At 68.9% G+C, this 15428-nt stretch carries 11 protein-coding genes; 6 read left to right on the top strand and 5 right to left on the bottom strand.

Features of this window, described 5'->3' with window-relative positions:
- Positions 1-166 precede the first annotated feature (166 nt).
- The gene (locus DEO23_RS05585; RefSeq protein ID WP_240613234.1) at positions 167-565 is read left to right on the top strand and encodes a response regulator transcription factor; all 399 of its coding nucleotides are present in this window, start codon (positions 167-169) and stop codon (positions 563-565) included.
- On the opposite strand, the gene DEO23_RS05590 is transcribed toward DEO23_RS05585, so the two are convergent.
- The 3 genes from DEO23_RS05590 to DEO23_RS05600 form a co-directional block, all read right to left on the bottom strand.
- Positions 528-2417, bottom strand: coding sequence for a glycosyltransferase (locus DEO23_RS05590; RefSeq protein WP_109275035.1), 1890 nt, complete (start codon positions 2415-2417; stop codon positions 528-530). The genes DEO23_RS05585 and DEO23_RS05590 overlap by 38 nt on opposite strands.
- A 179-nt stretch (positions 2418-2596) precedes the next feature.
- Positions 2597-4273: a sensor histidine kinase gene (locus DEO23_RS05595; RefSeq protein WP_109275036.1), complete on the bottom strand. Its 1677-nt coding sequence runs from the start codon at positions 4271-4273 to the stop codon at positions 2597-2599.
- Positions 4274-4352: 79 nt separating this feature from the next.
- Positions 4353-5372, bottom strand: coding sequence for an LCP family protein (locus DEO23_RS05600; RefSeq protein WP_109275037.1), 1020 nt, complete (start codon positions 5370-5372; stop codon positions 4353-4355).
- Between the two features lie 218 nt (positions 5373-5590).
- Between DEO23_RS05600 and DEO23_RS05605 the strand changes: the two genes are divergently transcribed.
- On the top strand, positions 5591-6877 hold the full coding sequence (locus tag DEO23_RS05605; RefSeq protein ID WP_109275038.1) for a glycosyltransferase family 4 protein: 1287 nt from the start codon (positions 5591-5593) through the stop codon (positions 6875-6877).
- On the opposite strand, the gene DEO23_RS05610 is transcribed toward DEO23_RS05605, so the two are convergent.
- Together DEO23_RS05610 and DEO23_RS05615 are read right to left on the bottom strand one after the other, a co-directional pair.
- On the bottom strand, positions 6874-8496 hold the full coding sequence (locus DEO23_RS05610; protein WP_109275039.1) for an amidohydrolase: 1623 nt from the start codon (positions 8494-8496) through the stop codon (positions 6874-6876). The two genes, DEO23_RS05605 and DEO23_RS05610, sit on opposite strands and share 4 nt — an antisense overlap.
- A 79-nt stretch (positions 8497-8575) precedes the next feature.
- Positions 8576-10015 (bottom strand): sodium/glutamate symporter, encoded by a 1440-nt coding sequence (locus tag DEO23_RS05615; protein WP_165831739.1) that lies wholly within the window; start codon positions 10013-10015, stop codon positions 8576-8578.
- A gap of 490 nt (positions 10016-10505) precedes the next feature.
- On the opposite strand from DEO23_RS05615, the gene DEO23_RS05620 reads away from it, so the two are divergent.
- Genes DEO23_RS05620 through wecB form a run of 4 tightly spaced genes read left to right on the top strand, consistent with a single transcriptional unit; the run spans position 10506 to position 15415 of the window.
- A complete protein-coding gene (locus tag DEO23_RS05620) occupies positions 10506-12323 on the top strand; it encodes a glycosyltransferase (protein ID WP_109275041.1) in 1818 nt (605 codons plus the stop codon).
- Positions 12313-13209, top strand: a complete 897-nt coding sequence (locus DEO23_RS05625) for an ABC transporter permease (protein ID WP_109275042.1) — start codon at positions 12313-12315, stop codon at positions 13207-13209. Before DEO23_RS05620 ends, DEO23_RS05625 begins: the two co-directional genes overlap by 11 nt.
- Positions 13190-14191: an ABC transporter ATP-binding protein gene (locus DEO23_RS05630; protein WP_109275043.1), complete on the top strand. Its 1002-nt coding sequence runs from the start codon at positions 13190-13192 to the stop codon at positions 14189-14191. Before DEO23_RS05625 ends, DEO23_RS05630 begins: the two co-directional genes overlap by 20 nt.
- Positions 14192-14242: 51 nt before the next feature.
- Complete coding sequence (gene wecB, locus DEO23_RS05635; protein WP_109275044.1) at positions 14243-15415, top strand: non-hydrolyzing UDP-N-acetylglucosamine 2-epimerase; 1173 nt, start codon at positions 14243-14245, stop codon at positions 15413-15415.
- The last annotated feature ends 13 nt before the right edge of the window (positions 15416-15428 follow it).

The raw sequence follows: 15428 nt of genomic DNA on the forward strand, positions 1-15428 counted from the left end.
CACCCCCGTCAGTGCCGAAGGGTCCACCCCTGTCGCGGAACGGGGGCTGGACGTGGGGTCCTGAAGGAGAACGGGATCGCGATGCCTGGTGCTCCTGAGCAGGGCCATCCCCTAGCCTGTTATCGGGGGCTCACAGATCGCGCCCTCTTCGGGGAGGAATATCAGCATGGTGGGGACAGCAACGATCATCGAGGACGATGACGACATTCGCCGATTGCTCGAGGTGGTGCTCGGACAGGAGGGATACGAGGTGTCGTCGGCTGCGACGGGGCGCGAGGGGATCGCGCTGCTGACCGACGCGCCTCCGGACCTGGCGCTCGTCGATGTCGGTTTGCCCGACATGGAGGGCTACGAGGTGGTGCGTCGTGCACGGACGGCGGTCTCGGGCACGATCGTGCTGCTCAGTGCGAGGTCGCAGGCACGAGACGCGCAGCTCGGACTCGAAGCAGGTGCGGATGAGTACCTCACGAAGCCCTTCCGCCCGCTCCGACTGCGCGAAGATCTCCGCCGCGTCGTCGCCCGAGGTGTCACGGACGACGGACAGGAACCATCTGCGTCTGCATGATGTCCGGCGCGCCGGAGTATTGGGTCTGCAGCAGCTCGCGGCGGACCGAGACCTCCTTGCGCAGCGTGGTGACCGTGTCGTTGCCGATGGCCGTGACCGCGGGCAGTCGTGCGAGCGTGGCCTCGACATCGCCCCGTTCGATCTCGGCCTCTAGGTCCATGGCGGCGCGTTCGAGGCGTGCGGCTCCGACCATCGCGGAAGAGACACGGATGCTGCCGATCGCGTCTCGTGTGCGCGCGAGGTCCTCAGCGGCTACCGAGCGCTCGAGGGCGGCCAAACGCGCAGGCCAGTTGACTGCCCAACTGGAGACGAAGTCGATGCTGAGGTCTGAGCGGCCTTCCAACTGCTCCGAGAGCTCCTCCATCTGTTCGACGAGGATGAGTGGCAGGGCTTCGAGCTCTGCACCGAGCTCGACGGTGACGGGTGTGCGGCCATCGGCATTTCGACGGGTCTTCGACCAGCCGGTGCGTCCGGTGACCGCGCGCCAGGCAGCACGCGCGTAGTAGACGTAGGTCAGGTAGACGTACACGAGGTTGCACAGACCCAGCGCAAGGGCGAGCAGGCGGGAGACCTCCTTGTCTGTGGCCCTGCGGTACACCGCTCCCCAGATCGCGTAGGGCAGGACCAGATAGAACACGACGGCGAGCACGGCGACCAACAGGGTCGAGGACGACCAGAACCCTGCCGCCTGCTGCAGAACGCCGTAGATCACCAAGAGCGGCGTGAGGATCAGGTTCACCATCATCACGAGCGGCTGGAGCATGAAGTAGTGGATCTCGAGCAGCCCGCCGGCGCTCAGATGACCACTGCGGCGCAGTCCCGGAAGTGCGGAGGCACATTCCATGTTCCCCTGAGCCCATCGCGTGCGCTGCGTGATGAGCCGTCGGGTGAACGGCAGTGCCTCCTGTGAAACATGGGCTTCGCGGATGTAGTGGTTGTGCATGCCCATCTGCAGGATGTTCAGGCCGAGTTCGTAGTCCTCCGAGAGCTTCTTCCCCCACGGCTTGCCGCGCTGTTCGGCGAGAGCGTCGAGCACGGTGAGCCGGGTGAACTGGCCGTTCCCGCCCATTCCCACGGTTCCGGTCCGTGTGCGCAGCACCTGCATTGCCGAGTTCGTCGTGCGGAACTCGAGATCCTGCATGCGCACGAGGAAACGGCCGATGGCATTTCGCCATCGCCCGTCAGTCGGTCGAGGTCGGCGATCGCCCCGGTTCTTCATCCAGACCTCGAGCTGCACGGCACCGACCTCGGTGTCGCCGAAAGCCTGGGGGCCGGCGAGCATCGTCAGAGCGTTATCGGAGAGGTAACCGTCGGCGTCGAGAACTCCGATCACCGTGCTGTGCCGCTGCTCGCCCGTGCCGCCGACATGGTCCGACACGATGCGGTAGGCGGCGTTCAGCGCATCGCCCTTGCCGGTTCGTGCGTCCGGAGCGACGCGTGAGATCAGATGCACGTGGTCCTCGAAGACCATCAGACCGCGGACGACCTCGGCCGTGGCGTCTTCGCTCGCGTCGTCGATGACCCACACATGGACATCAGCGAAGGATGACCGGGCTGCCGAGATGGTCTCGGCGATCACGTTCTCCTCGTCGCGGCACGGGACGAGGAGGTGCCATTGGAGAGTCTCCGGATCGCCGGGGGTGTTTCGCGGATGCCGCATTTCCCGCAGGAAGGTCACCAGTAGCAGCGCGACGTAGGTGAGAGCGCATGCGGCGACGAGAGAGAGGACGAGGACAGCGACGTCCCACCAGAGTTGGTGACCAAACGGGCTGAACACCCCGGAGATCCCGAAGACGAACAGGGCCGATGCGCCGAAGACGACGGCCAGCAGAAGGGTCAGAAGTGTGCGCACGCAGGGCTCGCTTTCACTGATGTGCGCGGACCTCGACGACGGGGTCCGTCGGCCGTCAACGGCCGGTGAGCTACTGCTCAGTAGCCTACTGGCACCGGGGCTGCAGCGTGCGATGAGTGGTCGATACGCGCAGCCAGGTGATGGCAGTTGCGATCATCGCGCGTGCCCTGCGGACGAACTCACGCTCCGGCCAGGAACAGGTTCTCTCGCGGCAGCTGGACGGTGAACGTGGAGCCTTTCCCCTCGGTGGAGCGGACGCTGATCTGGCCCCCATGCGCTCGCACGATGCGCTGGGCAATCGAGAGACCCAACCCGTAGCCGGGGATGTGGCCCTCTGCGACCGCCGACGTCCGGTAGTACTCCATGAAAAGGTTCGCCTGCTCGTCCGGAGCCATGCCGATACCCGTATCGGACACCTGCACCTCGAGCGCTCCCGGCACCTCATGGACGCGCACGTCGATGCTGCCGCCGGGGAGGGTGTACTTGATCGCGTTCGAGATCAGGTTGTTTAGGACCTGCGTCATCCGGGGAGGATCGAGCAGGATCGAAGCCTCTGACTCGATCGTGCAGCGAAGCTCGACCTCACCTCCCGCGGCCCGGGGGAGCAGCGCCTCACAGGCATCTCGTACCAGTATGCCGAGTGGCGTAGGCCGAGCATCGAGGGCGCGGTCCTCACGTGCTTCGGCAAGGCCCGACAGCAAGTCCTCGACGTAGTTCAGCATCTGCTCCGCGTTCCGATCGGCCACCTCGAGGTAGTTCCTCGTCTGTGTGTCGAGGTCCGGTGATTCCAAGGTGAGGTCGAGGTAGCCCAGGATCGAGGTCAACGGCGTCCTCATCTCGTGCGAGACGTTGGCCGTGCGCTGCTGCTGTCGACGCGCTCCGTCCACGAAGTCCGTCACGTCGGAGAAGACGATAACCGCACCGTCCCGGGCTCCGTTCACGTCGACGATCTGACGCGCACTCGTTGTCAGCGTGCGGTTCGGTCCGCTCACAGGGCCGAGCGCCACCACGTAGTTGGTGAAGGTCTCCCGTTCGACGGCGCGCCGTACCGGCCGCGAGTCCGGCGGGATCGGTGTCGAGGACTCCGGGTATCGCACGAGGAGCCGATCTTCGGGAGGATCCGGATCTCCCTCCGGCACCGCGAGAACGTGCAACTTCTTCTGGACACTGTTCATCAGGACGTCGTGCCCGTCTTTGTCGACGATGACGATCCCGACAGACAGACTGTCGATGACGTTCTGGAGCAGTTGTTTCTGCCCGGTAGTGGTGTGCAACAGCTCGGTCCTCTCGCGCAGTGCCTTCTCGGACCGGGCTCTCTCCTGCGTCGCCCTGGTCGTTGCCAGGGCGACGAGCAGGCTGACCTGCAACGTGGCGAGTAGGAGGATCGCGCAGCGCACGAGAACAGTTCCATCGATCGCAGGAAGCTCGCGAATCGTGGTCGAGGCCGCGAACGAGAGCGTCAGGGCCAGTGAGGCCCGAACCGCGCCGACGTAGCGCCAGCAATAGGCCGCCCACAGCACCGGGGCGAAGGAGAGCAGGGTGACCGTAGCGGCCTCGACCCGGAACACATCGCGGAGCAGCGCCACCGCCAAGATGTCGGCGATCGGCAGCGTCATCCACAGGTTGCTCGTGCTCTTTAGACGCGGACGCAGGAAACCGGCTACAGCCGTCAGCGCGGTGAGAGCCGCGATTCCGAGAAGGTACTCGGGGCTGAGAACGAGTTGGAGGTCGACGGCCGCCAGCAGAAAGCTGATCCCGATCACGTAGCCGAGAAAGACCACCTGCTTCCCCGCGTGCCCGTCATGGGGCGAGGTCAGCGCGCGATAGAGAGCGCGAGGCACGGTGGAGAACGACATGCCTGCACTCTTGCAGATCGCAGCGGTGGCCGAATGGCGCTTGACGCGATCAGGTGGCGAGCTTGTGCGGTCCGCGGGCTCAGCCGTTCTCGGCCGCGTACTCCTCCATGCTGTCGTTCTTCAGGGCGTCCCGGAGACCGTCCATGGCCTTCTCGTCGGTCGAGACGACGCTCGCGCCACCCGCGCCGGTGGTCGGCCCGCCGTGCGGAGCCGCGAGGAAGTGCAGATCGCTGCTCCGGAGGTTCCGGTTCGACAGCCCCAGGTTCACGAGCTGACGGGTGGTCAGGCCGTCGTCGGTGGTGAGGTAGGGCGAGAGCGCCTCGACGGAGTTCTTCATCTTTGTCGGGGAGGAGAGCGTGTCCTTGCTGATGAGCTTCCCGGCGATCGCCTTCAGCAGCTCCTGCTGGTCGCGGTTGCGCTGGAAGTCCCCGTCTGAGAACGCCTTGCGCTCGCGGGCGAAGATCAGCGCCTCCTTGCCGTCCACGTGCTGCTCGCCCTCGGTGAAGGTCACGCCCTTCTGCTCGAAGGTCTCCGGGACGGTGACGTCCACGCCGCCCAGGGTGTCGACCAGGCCCTGGATGCCGTCGAAGTCGATCAGGGCGACGTGGTCGATGGGGGCGTCGGTGTAGTCCTCGACGGTGTTCACGGCGAGTGGCAGACCGCCGTAGGCCAGCGCCGAGTTAATGCGGTCCTTCCCGTGCCCCGGGATCGGGACGTAGAGGTCGCGCGGGAAGGAGACGATGTACGCCTCGGAGCCGTCCTCGGGGATGTGCACGAGCATCATCGTGTCCGAGCGCTGACCGCTCACTCCGGACTTCTCGGCTTCCTCGCCGCTGCGCTTGTCCGATCCCAGCAGCAGGATGTTCTGCCCCTTGCCGGTGCGCTCGTCGTCCGACGGCCCGTGGTCCAGGCTCACCACGGAGTGCTTCTGGTAGGCGTGGTCGAGGGAGTAGAAGTAGCGGCCGACGACTACGCCTGCGGCGATCACCAGCGCGAGCACCACCAGCAGAGCGATCAGGGCGACGCGCCGTCGCCGGCGCGGAGGGCGCGCAGCAGCCCCCGTCTCGTCGGCGGAGAAGATGTCCAGGTCCTCGCTCATGAAGCCTCTCACGGTCGGGGAGGAGATGGTCGCCCCGACTGTACGGGAGGGGCCGCGATGGTGCTCGCACGTGTGAGGGCACCATCTTCTGCGTGCTCGATGAGAGCGCTACCCTGGGCGGGCCCGGAATCCCCGAACCTGCGCATCGTCGCAGGTCCCCGCGTGAACCCTGCGTGCGCACGGCCTGTGCGCCTCCCCACCCCCCGAGCCGGAAACGCATGAGAATCCTTCTGATCAGCCACTACTACCCACCGGAGTACGGCGCGCCCCAGCGGCGCTGGTCCGCCCTGGTGGGGCGCTTCATCGCCGCCGGGCATCAGGTCACCGTGGTGACACCCGTCCCGCACTATCCCGCCGGTCGGCCCAGCGCCGAACAGGGGCGCCGTCACCGAGCAGGCACGGTCGAGCGCGGCGCGCACGGCGAGACCATCGTGCGCACGCGGTTCCTCGCCCACCACGGCGACATCGTCACCCGCAGCGCCGACCACGCCCTGGCCGCGATGGACGGCATGCTGCGCGCCCTGCGGCGCTTCTCACGCCGCGGTACGCGTCCGGACGTCGTGATCGCGACCGCGCCGGCGATCGACAGCCTCCTCGCAGGCACGGTGCTCTCCCGGCTCTGGCGGGTCCCGCTGGTCGTGGAAATGCGCGATGCCTGGCCGGACCTCGTCACCCACGTGGGCGCCACCGTGCGGCGCGAGGGCGTGGCATCGGCCGACACCGCGCCGGCGTCGGGGCGCCGATCCGCAGCCCGCCGACTGATCGGGCTCGTCAAGACCGAGGTGCATCTGCTGGTCTCCGCCTGGCAGCGCGATGCCCAGCAGGTGGTGACGACGACGGCCCGGTTCGCCCACGTCCTCCGGGAGCGGGGGATCGCGCGGGTGGACGTGGTCCGCAACGGCGCCGACCTCGACGTGGTGCGCCCGCAGCGTGATCACGTCCCGGACCACGAGGAGCTGCGCTGCCTGTACCTGGGGAACATGGGGCGCTCGCAGGGTCTGGAGACCGTGGTGCGGGCGGCGGCACGGCTGCACGCCCGCGGCGTCCCGATCCGCCTCCGCCTGGTGGGGCACGGCGCCGAACGGGATCATCTGGCCGAGCTCGTGCGCGTGCTGGACGCCCCGGTGGAGATCAGGGGACGGATCCCGCACGGTGACGTCAGCGAGCAGTATGCGTGGGCGGACACCGTGCTGGTGTCGCTGCGCGACTGGGAGCCCTTCACCTGGACCGTCCCCTCGAAGCTCTACGAGCTCCTGGCCACCGGGCGCCACGTCACCGCTCTGGTCGACGGGGAGGCCGCCGACGTGGTGCGCGAGTCCGGTGCGGGCGACGTGGTGCCCCCGGAGGACATCGACGCCCTGATGACGCTGTGGCAGGGAATGCAGGCAGACCGCACCCGGGTCGCGGTGCGCGCCTCCGGACGGGACTGGGTGCAGGAGAACGCGAGCGACGACGTCCTGGCCCGTGAGTACCTGCGGATCCTCGAGCGGGTCCGCGGCTCCTAGCGCTCGAACACGACCCGCCCGTCCTTGATGGTGGTCACCACCTCGAGGTCTCGGAGGTCCTGCGGAGCGGTGGCCAGCGGGTCGCCCGAGAGCACCACCAGATCGGCACGCATACCCGTGCGGATCAGGCCCTTGGAGTCCTCCTCGCCGTACTGGTACGCGGCCTCGGCGGTGACCGCCCGCAGCGCCTCCCAGGTGGAGATGCGCTGCTCGAGGCCGATGGGCGCTCCGCTGCGGCTGATCCTGTTCACCGCCGCCCAGATCGTCAGCAGCATGTCCGGCGGGGTCACCGGGGAGTCCTGGTGCAGGGTGACGCGCACGCCACGGTCCAGGGCCGAGCGGGCGGGGGAGATCCGACGGCCGCGCGAGGGCCCGAAGTTGCGCATGTGCACGTCGCCCCAGAACCACGAGTGGCACGAGAAGATCGAGGCGATCATCCCCAGCTCCGCCATGCGGTCCAGCTGGTCGTCGCGGACGGTCTGGGCGTGGATCATCACGGGCCGGGCGTCCAGCAGGGCGGGGGACTCCGCCCCGACCTTCTGCACGGTGGCGACCCAGAGCTCGGCCGCGGCGTCCCCGTTGCAGTGCACGATCAGCTGACGCCCCTCCCGGGCGACCGCACGGGCGTGCTCCTCGACCTCCTCGGGCGGGTGGATCGGATAGGCGCATCCCGGCTCGGGATCGCCGGGCACCGGCTCGTAGGGCGCGCTCATCCAGGCGGATCGGGCCTGCGGCGAGCCGTCGAGGATCATCTTGTAGCCGCCCAGGCGGAGCCTGCCCAGATAGTCGTCGGTGAAGTCCTCGTGGTCGACGAAGGCCTGCGCTCCCCATCCCACGAGGGGGTAGACGACGAGGTCCAGATCGAGCAGGTCCTGCTGCGCCGCCTCCACGAGGGAGCTCACGGTGGTGGGATCGGCCGCACCCTCCTGGGCGGTCGTGATGCCGTGTCGCAGGTAGTCCTCGGTGGCGAGACGCACGGCCGTCGCGGGGTCGGAGGGCCCGGGCACCAGTCCGCCGGTCCCCTCGGGATCCAGGACGGCCAGCAGCGACGCCATCGCAGGATGCTCCTCGACGTACCCGTCGGGGCTGCCGTCGGGCCGACGCCCGTAGCGGCCGCCCTCCGGATCAGGGGTCGTCGTCTCGAGGCCCGCACCCTCGACCAGGACCGAGTTGCCCACAGCCACGTGCATGCTGCGGTGCAGCGCGAAGACGGGCAGCTGGGTGGAGACCGCGTCGAGGTCGTCGCGCGTGGGGTGCCGTCCCTCGGCCAGCGTCGCGGGGTCGTACTTCGCACCGATCAGAGGGGATCGGTCCGCCGGGTCGCGCTCGGCGAGGCGCGTACGGAAGGCGGCGACCACGTCGGCGATGCTGCGCGCGTGCTCGAGGTCCACGAGGACCGAGAGCAGCCCGTGCTGCAGCAGGTGACCGTGGGAGTCGATGAAGGAGGGCATGAGCGTGCGCCCGGCCAGATCCACCTGCTCGGCGTCGGCGTCGAGGGCGCGGAGGTCCTCGAGAGCCCCCACCCCGGCGATCAGGCCGTCCTGCACCAGCACGGCCTCGGGAGCGTCGTCCTGATCGATCATCGTGAGGATGCGGCCGGAGTGGTACAGCGTGCTCATGCAAGGGTCCTTCCGAGGGGAGGCGAGGCGGGTCGGGCGCGGGGTGGAGCTCCGGGGACGTGCTCCGGGGCCGGGGCGGTCAGACGGGATCGGTGGAGCCGACCGATCGGGCAGCCGATGCTTCCGGCGTGCTCGTCCCGGGCACGGGGAGAGGGCCGGCGAGCGACCATGTGCGCCGACCGATGCTGCGGGTGAGCAGCATGATCACGAAGTAGGCGACGGTCAGCGCGGCCATGATCCCGATCGCCGCCCAGAGACCGAACTGCCCGGCGAAGGCGGCGGAGATCGTGAGCATGGCCGGGATGTAGAGCATCTCCGGAAGGTTCATCAGCCCCATCTCGGCCATGGTCGTGGTGCGCATGCGCGGGTCGAGGATGCGCACCAGGGCGAGACCGGTGGGCGTGGTACCGGTGAGGGTGCCGTACATCCCCATCGTGCGCTCGAAGTCGTGGTCGCTGCCGTAGCGCTGCCCGAGCACGAACGCGAGGACCACGGTCACGACCGTGGCGATCACACACGTCACCAGGATCGGCACGAGCCACGCGGCGACCACCGCGGCCTGGACGGCCATGAAGGAGGCGACGACCACGTAGTCGGTCGCGAAGCCGGTGATCTTGGCCTGCAGCTGCCGGTCGGTGAGATGGGCGAGACCCAGCCTCCCCAGCGACCAGCGCACCACGTAGGCGGCGAGCAGGCCGTTCATGAACATCATCCCGCTCATGGTCTCGCCCACGAAGCCGGGGATGAAGGCGAGGACCCAGGCGAGACCGTGGGCGAGGACGTAGGAGACCCCCATCAGGGCCAGGTGGAAGGTTAGGGTGTCGATGTTGCCGGAGAAGGTCGTCTCGGAGCCGATCGAGTCCCCCTCCTCGTCACGACGGAAGTAGCCCTTGGCCACGGAGTCCGAGATGCCCATCGAGTGGCGGGCGAGCCCCCTGCCCATGCCCCACTTGGCGAGCGGCACACCCACCAGGAAGGCGGCGGCGAACCCGGCCGCGGCGAAGGCGAGCCCCACGTCCACCGCGTGACCCCACCCCTGCTGCTCGAAGATCGTCGCGAACGTGACCGCCTGCCCCGGGCCCTGGGCGAACGCGAAGGGCACCATGAACCCGTAGACCGCATCCATGCCGCCGAAACGACCGGTCGCAGCGACGGTGCCGACGCCGATCAGGGCCTGGACGGCGAAGACGAAGGTCCACGTCAGCCCCATCGTCCACGCGCCCTTCAGCAGCACCTTGCGGGCGCGTCCCTGATCCTCCGCGTCGGTCGCGGGCGGGGGTGTGAGACCGATCGAGATGAAGGAGAGGGTGAACAGCTCGCTCGTGAGCGTCGTGAACAGGCTGTGGTCCACGCCGTCCACGAGGCCGGACAGCCCCACGTTCATGGCGATCGCCCCGAGGAAGCCCGCGAGCACGAAGGCGGGGACCATGTTCCGGCGCAGGGACGGGATCCACCGGCGCAGCGCCATGCCGATGAGGCAGAAGGCGCCGATGAGGGACAGGCCGAACACTGCAGTCACGGGGGCACTCCTCGTCATGGCCCGGGTGGGGGCCGGGCGTGGTGGTCGCTGGGAGGCTATCGCGCCCGTCCGGCCCACCCGGATCGCGACCGCGATGCGTCCACAGGGCCCCCGCGGACCAGGGCAGATCGGGCATCTTCGGAACGATCCGACAGGTCTACGCAGAACGGCGCCCCGGACCCCTCGGCAGGGTGGGGTGTGAGTTGGCGAACAGGGCATCATCGCTGCGTGTGGGCTGTTCGGACCGTCGTGCGTGGCTGGTCGGGAGGCGCGCCGAGGAGAGTGGCCTTCCACTCAGAGATGGAGACATCGGCGAGCTGATCTGCCTGACTAGAATCCGTGGGGCCCGATCCCCGGGTCCCATCGGCCGAGCACTCGGTCGCCGCCACGCGACGTGGTGCTCGAAGGCCGTCCTGACATACCGTTCCCGGCGCTCTCGCCGAGTTCTCGCTCGTCCCTCGTCCCCAGCCCGAAAGGCCCTCACGTGCCCGTGGCCACTGCTTCTCGCCTCGCGGGGAACCTTCGTCTCCTCGCCGAGTCCGCGTGGCAGCACCTCCAGGACGATCCAGCCCTGCTGGCGGTCCAGATCAGCCGGCGCCTGCCGCCCGGCGTCCGCGTCCGCGCCGGCCGGGCCCTGCACGCCGCCGCCGGGGGGACGCGCCGCGGCGAGGGGCTGGCCGCTCTCGGTGCACTGATGACCGGACGATCCGACCTCGCCGGGCAGAGCGCGTCACGCGCCGCGGCGACGAGCGCGCGACTCGGCTACGAGGTCGCGATCCTGCTGGACCGGACGGATCTCGTGGATGCGGCGGCGCCACCGGCGACCCGGGCCCGCGCCAACTGGCACGAGGGCGACCTCCAGGGGGCCCTGGGCATCCTCGAGCGCGAGGGAGAGGGCGAGGGCACGCAGGCGCGGCGGCTGCGCAGCGAGCTCGAGCTGCTGCAGCCCGGCTTCCGGTTGGATCCCCCGCGCGCTTCCTCACGATCTCTGACGACGCCGGAGGGCGACCGTGACCCCGAGGGTGAGCTCAGGGTCTTGCACCTGCTGACGAACTCCCTTCCTCACACGCAGTCGGGCTACTCCCTGCGCAGCCACCGCATCCTCGGCTCCCTGCGCTCGCTCGGGGTGCGGTCCGTCGCGCTGACCCGCACCGGCTACCCGGTGATGGTGGGAAGAGCCGGTGCCCGGCAGTACGACGTCGTCGACGGCGTGACGTACCGCCGCAGCCTGCCCCGGTCCCTCGGTGCTACCTCGCAGGCACGCCTGCAGCAGGAGGCCGACGCCGCGATGGACGTCGTCGCCTCCTTCCGGCCCGACGTCATCCACGCGACCACCGACTACCGCAACGCCCTGGTCGCCCAGGCGGTCAGCGAGGCGACCGGCATCCCGTGGGTCTTCGAGGTCCGCGGTCTCATGGAGCAGACCTGGATCGCCTCCCATTCCACGGCCGAGAACCGCCGGCGCGCCGCGGAGTCCGAGAAGGCGCAGCTGGTCGCGGCCCGCGAGGCCGAGCTCGCCCGGCAGGCCGACCAGGTGGTGACGCTCAGCCGGACCATGGCCGACGAGCTCGCACGCCGGGGCGTCGATCCCGAGGGCATCCTGCTGATGCCCAACGGGATCACCGAGGACCTGCTGCACCACGACTCGGACACCGCGACGGCGCGGCGCGACGTCGGCCTGTCCCTGCCGGGCGGCGCCTTCGTCGTGGGCTCGGTGAGCGCGCTCGTGGACTACGAGGGTTTCGACACGCTCCTGCGCGCGGTCGCCCGCATCCTCGAGGACGAGACCGCACCCGAGGCCCTGCGCAGCACTCTGCACGTTGTCATCGCCGGTGACGGCGCCGCGGCACCCGCCCTGCGAGCCCTCGCCCGGGAGCTCCGGATCGGCGGCCGCGTGCTCTTCCCGGGGAGGGTCCCCGCGTCGGCGGCGCCCGACTGGGTCCAGGCCCTCGATGCCGTCGTCGTCCCTCGCCGCGACCTGACGGTCACCCAGTGGGTCACGCCGCAGAAGCCCGTCGAGGCGCTCGCCCTGGCCCGCCCATTGATCCTCAGCGATCTCCCGGCGCTGCGCGAGGTCGCGCGCACGGACGGGGGCGACGTCTGCGCACTGCTCGTCCCGCCCGAGAGCCCACCGCAGCTCGCGGAGGCGATCACGACGCTGTGGAGAGATCCCGGGGCCACCGGGCGACGCGTCGCCGAAGGACGAGCCCTGGCCGCCCGAAGGACGTGGGGTGCGCAGGTGAGACGATATGAGGCGGCCTACCGCCGACTGGTTCCCGACCCGAGAGGAGCAGACGATGCGCGCTGACGCCGACACCGTGCCGCAGATCCTGCGCTCCCTCGAGGCCGAGGGCATGGATGCCTCGCATCTCGGCCCGATCGGAGTGCGGCCGAGGATGACCCGCTACCTCTCGGAGCTGTGGGAGCGGCGACACTTCGTCTGGATGGACTCGCGCCACCGCGTGGCCACCCAGAACAGCTCGAACCTTCTCGGCAACCTGTGGTTGGTCCTGCGGCCGCTGCTCGACGCCGCGATGTACTTCCTGATCTTCGGGGTGATCCTCGATGCGCACCGCGGGATCGACAATTTCGCGGCCTACATCATCATCGGCGTGATGATGTTCCGCTCGACCTCGCGGAGCATCAGCCAGGGGCCGGGCATCCTGCGCTCCAACAAGGCGATGATCAGGGCGTTCTCGTTCCCACGCGCTGCGCTTCCGATCTCGGCGGAGATCCGGGACGCGATGCAGATGGTCATCACCGTCGCCGTGATGCTGGCGATGATCATCGTCCTGCCCAAGCACGAGCTGCCCCAGGTCACATGGTTGCTGATCGTGCCGATCTTCGCCCTGCAGTCCCTGCTCAACCTCGGGATCTCGTTCCTCTTCGCGCGGATCGGGTACGTCCTGCCCGACGTCTCGCAGGCGATGACCGTGATCTCGCGGTTCCTCATGTACGGCTCGGGCGTCATCTTCCCGATCGAACGCTTCTTCGACCACCCGGTCTTCGCCGCGATCATCCACGCGAACCCCATCTACCAGCTGGTCCACATGTACCGCGTGGCCCTGATGGACGGGGCCGTGCCCGAGCTGAGGTCATGGGTCGTGCTCGGGGCATGGGCCGTGGGACTGTTGATCGTGGGATTCCTGTTCTTCTGGCGAGGGGAGGCGACGTATGGCGACGAGAAGCGCTGAGGCCACGGCAGCGGCAGAGTCCACGTCCCCCGACGAGCAGGGCGAGCGCTGGGTGGCCCCCGAGCACTCGCCCCTGACGGTGGTCGCCCGCGACCTGAAGGTCCGCTACACCGTGAAGCGCACCAACCGGACGCGGGGGAGCGGGGCTCTCAGCCGGCTCCGCCGGACCCAGAAGATCTCCGTCGGCGCCGTCCGCGGCGTGTCCTTCACCGCCCGCTCCGGAGAGTTCATCGGCATCATCGGCCGCAACGGGTCCGGGAAGTCCACGCTCCTGCGCACACTCGCCGGTCTGGAAGCACCCAGCTCCGGGACCGTGCTCACCTCGGCGAACCCGTCCCTCCTGGGTGTCAACGCAGCTCTGTTGCCGGAGCTGACCGGCGCGCAGAACGTCAAGCTCGGCGCGCTGGCGATCGGGCTGACCCCGGAGCAGGCCGACGCCGCCTTCGACGGAGTCGTGGAGCTGTCGGCGCTCGGCGATGCGATCGACCTCCCGATGCGCACCTACTCCTCCGGCATGGCGGCCCGCCTGAAGTTCGCGATCTCGCTCGCGGCCAGCCCGGAGATCCTGATGATCGACGAGGCGCTCTCGACGGGTGACGCCGCGTTCATGGAGCGCTCGAAGCGTGCGATGGACGAGCTCCTGGAGCGCGCGGGAACGGTGTTCCTCGTCAGCCACGCGGCCCAGACCATCGAGAACATGTGCTCACGCGCCATCTGGATGGAACGCGGCCAGGTCATCCTCGACGGCGACGCCGTGGAGGTGGCGCGCAAGTACCGCTGGTTCGCCCACAACCTCGCACAGGGCGACACCTCGAAGGCCAACGGACTGCTCCTCGATGCCCGGCGCGAGGGCTGGGAGCAGACCGAGGACCGACGCCAGTTCGAGCGAGGCTCCAACGAGCTCCACTGGACCCCACGACATGCGCGAAAACCCCCGAGAGGCCACCGCGGTGGCCGACGGTCCGACACCACGGCTCCCTGACCGACCGAACGACACACCCCCACCCCCTGCCTCCCCAGCACTAGGAGAACCATGTCGCTCCGCATCATGACCATCTACGGCACCCGCCCCGAGGCGATCAAGGTCGCCCCGATCATCAAGGCCATCGAAGCCGCCGACGATCTCGAGAGCATTACCGTCGTGACCGGGCAGCATCGCGAGATGCTCGATCAGGTGAACACCATGTTCGAGATCGTCCCCGACCACGACCTCGACATCATGAGCAGCGGCCAGACGCTCAACGGGATCGTCGCCAAGGTCATCTCCGGCGTGGACGAGATCCTCGACCACGAGAAGCCCGATGCCGTGATCGTCCAGGGCGACACCTCCACGGTGATGGGGGCGGCCGTCGCGTCGTTCAACCGTCAGATCCCGGTGATCCACCTCGAGGCCGGCCTGCGCTCCGGCGACATCAACTCGCCGTTCCCCGAAGAGGCGAACCGCAAGCTCACCAGTCAGATCACCGCGCTCCACCTGGCGCCGACGGAGACCTCGAAGTCCAACCTCACCCGCGAGGACATCAGCGAGAACGACATCGTCGTCACCGGGAACTCGGTGATCGACACCCTGATGTTCGCGACCTCCAACCTCGAGGTGCACTTCGAGGACGAACGCCTCGAGGAGCTGCAGAAGGCGGTGAAGGCCGGTTCCGCCGGTCGCATCCTGCTGGTGACGGCGCACCGACGCGAGAACCTCGGCTCGGCCATGGACGACATCGGCGCCGCCATCGCCGAGATCGCTCGCACGTACCCGGACCTCACCGTGGTGTTCCCGATCCACAAGAACCCCGAGGTCCGCTCCGCGATCCGGCCCGCCGTGGAGGACCTGGACAACGTGCTGCTGATCGAGCCCCTCGCGTACGCGGAGTTCACGCGTGCCCTGAGCCTCGCCGACATCGTCCTCACGGACTCCGGCGGCGTGCAGGAGGAGGCCCCGAGCCTGGGCAAGCCGGTGCTCGTCATGCGCGAGAACACCGAGCGTCCCGAGGCCGTCGTGGCCGGGACGGTCAAGCTCATCGGCACCCAGCGCCAGCGCCTGGTGGACGAGGTCTCCCTGCTCCTCGACTCGACCGAGGCGTACAAGGGCATGGCCAACGCCGTGAACCCCTACGGTGACGGCGCGGCCGCCGAGCGCACCGTGGAGGCCATCCGCTGGAAGTTCTTCGACGCCGCGCGGCCGGCCGACTTCACCGGCCAGGCTTCCTGAGCGCCGTGCGAAC

This window comes from Brachybacterium endophyticum (assembly GCF_003130585.1).
In the GTDB taxonomy this organism is placed as follows: Bacteria; Actinomycetota; Actinomycetes; order Actinomycetales; family Dermabacteraceae; genus Brachybacterium; species Brachybacterium endophyticum.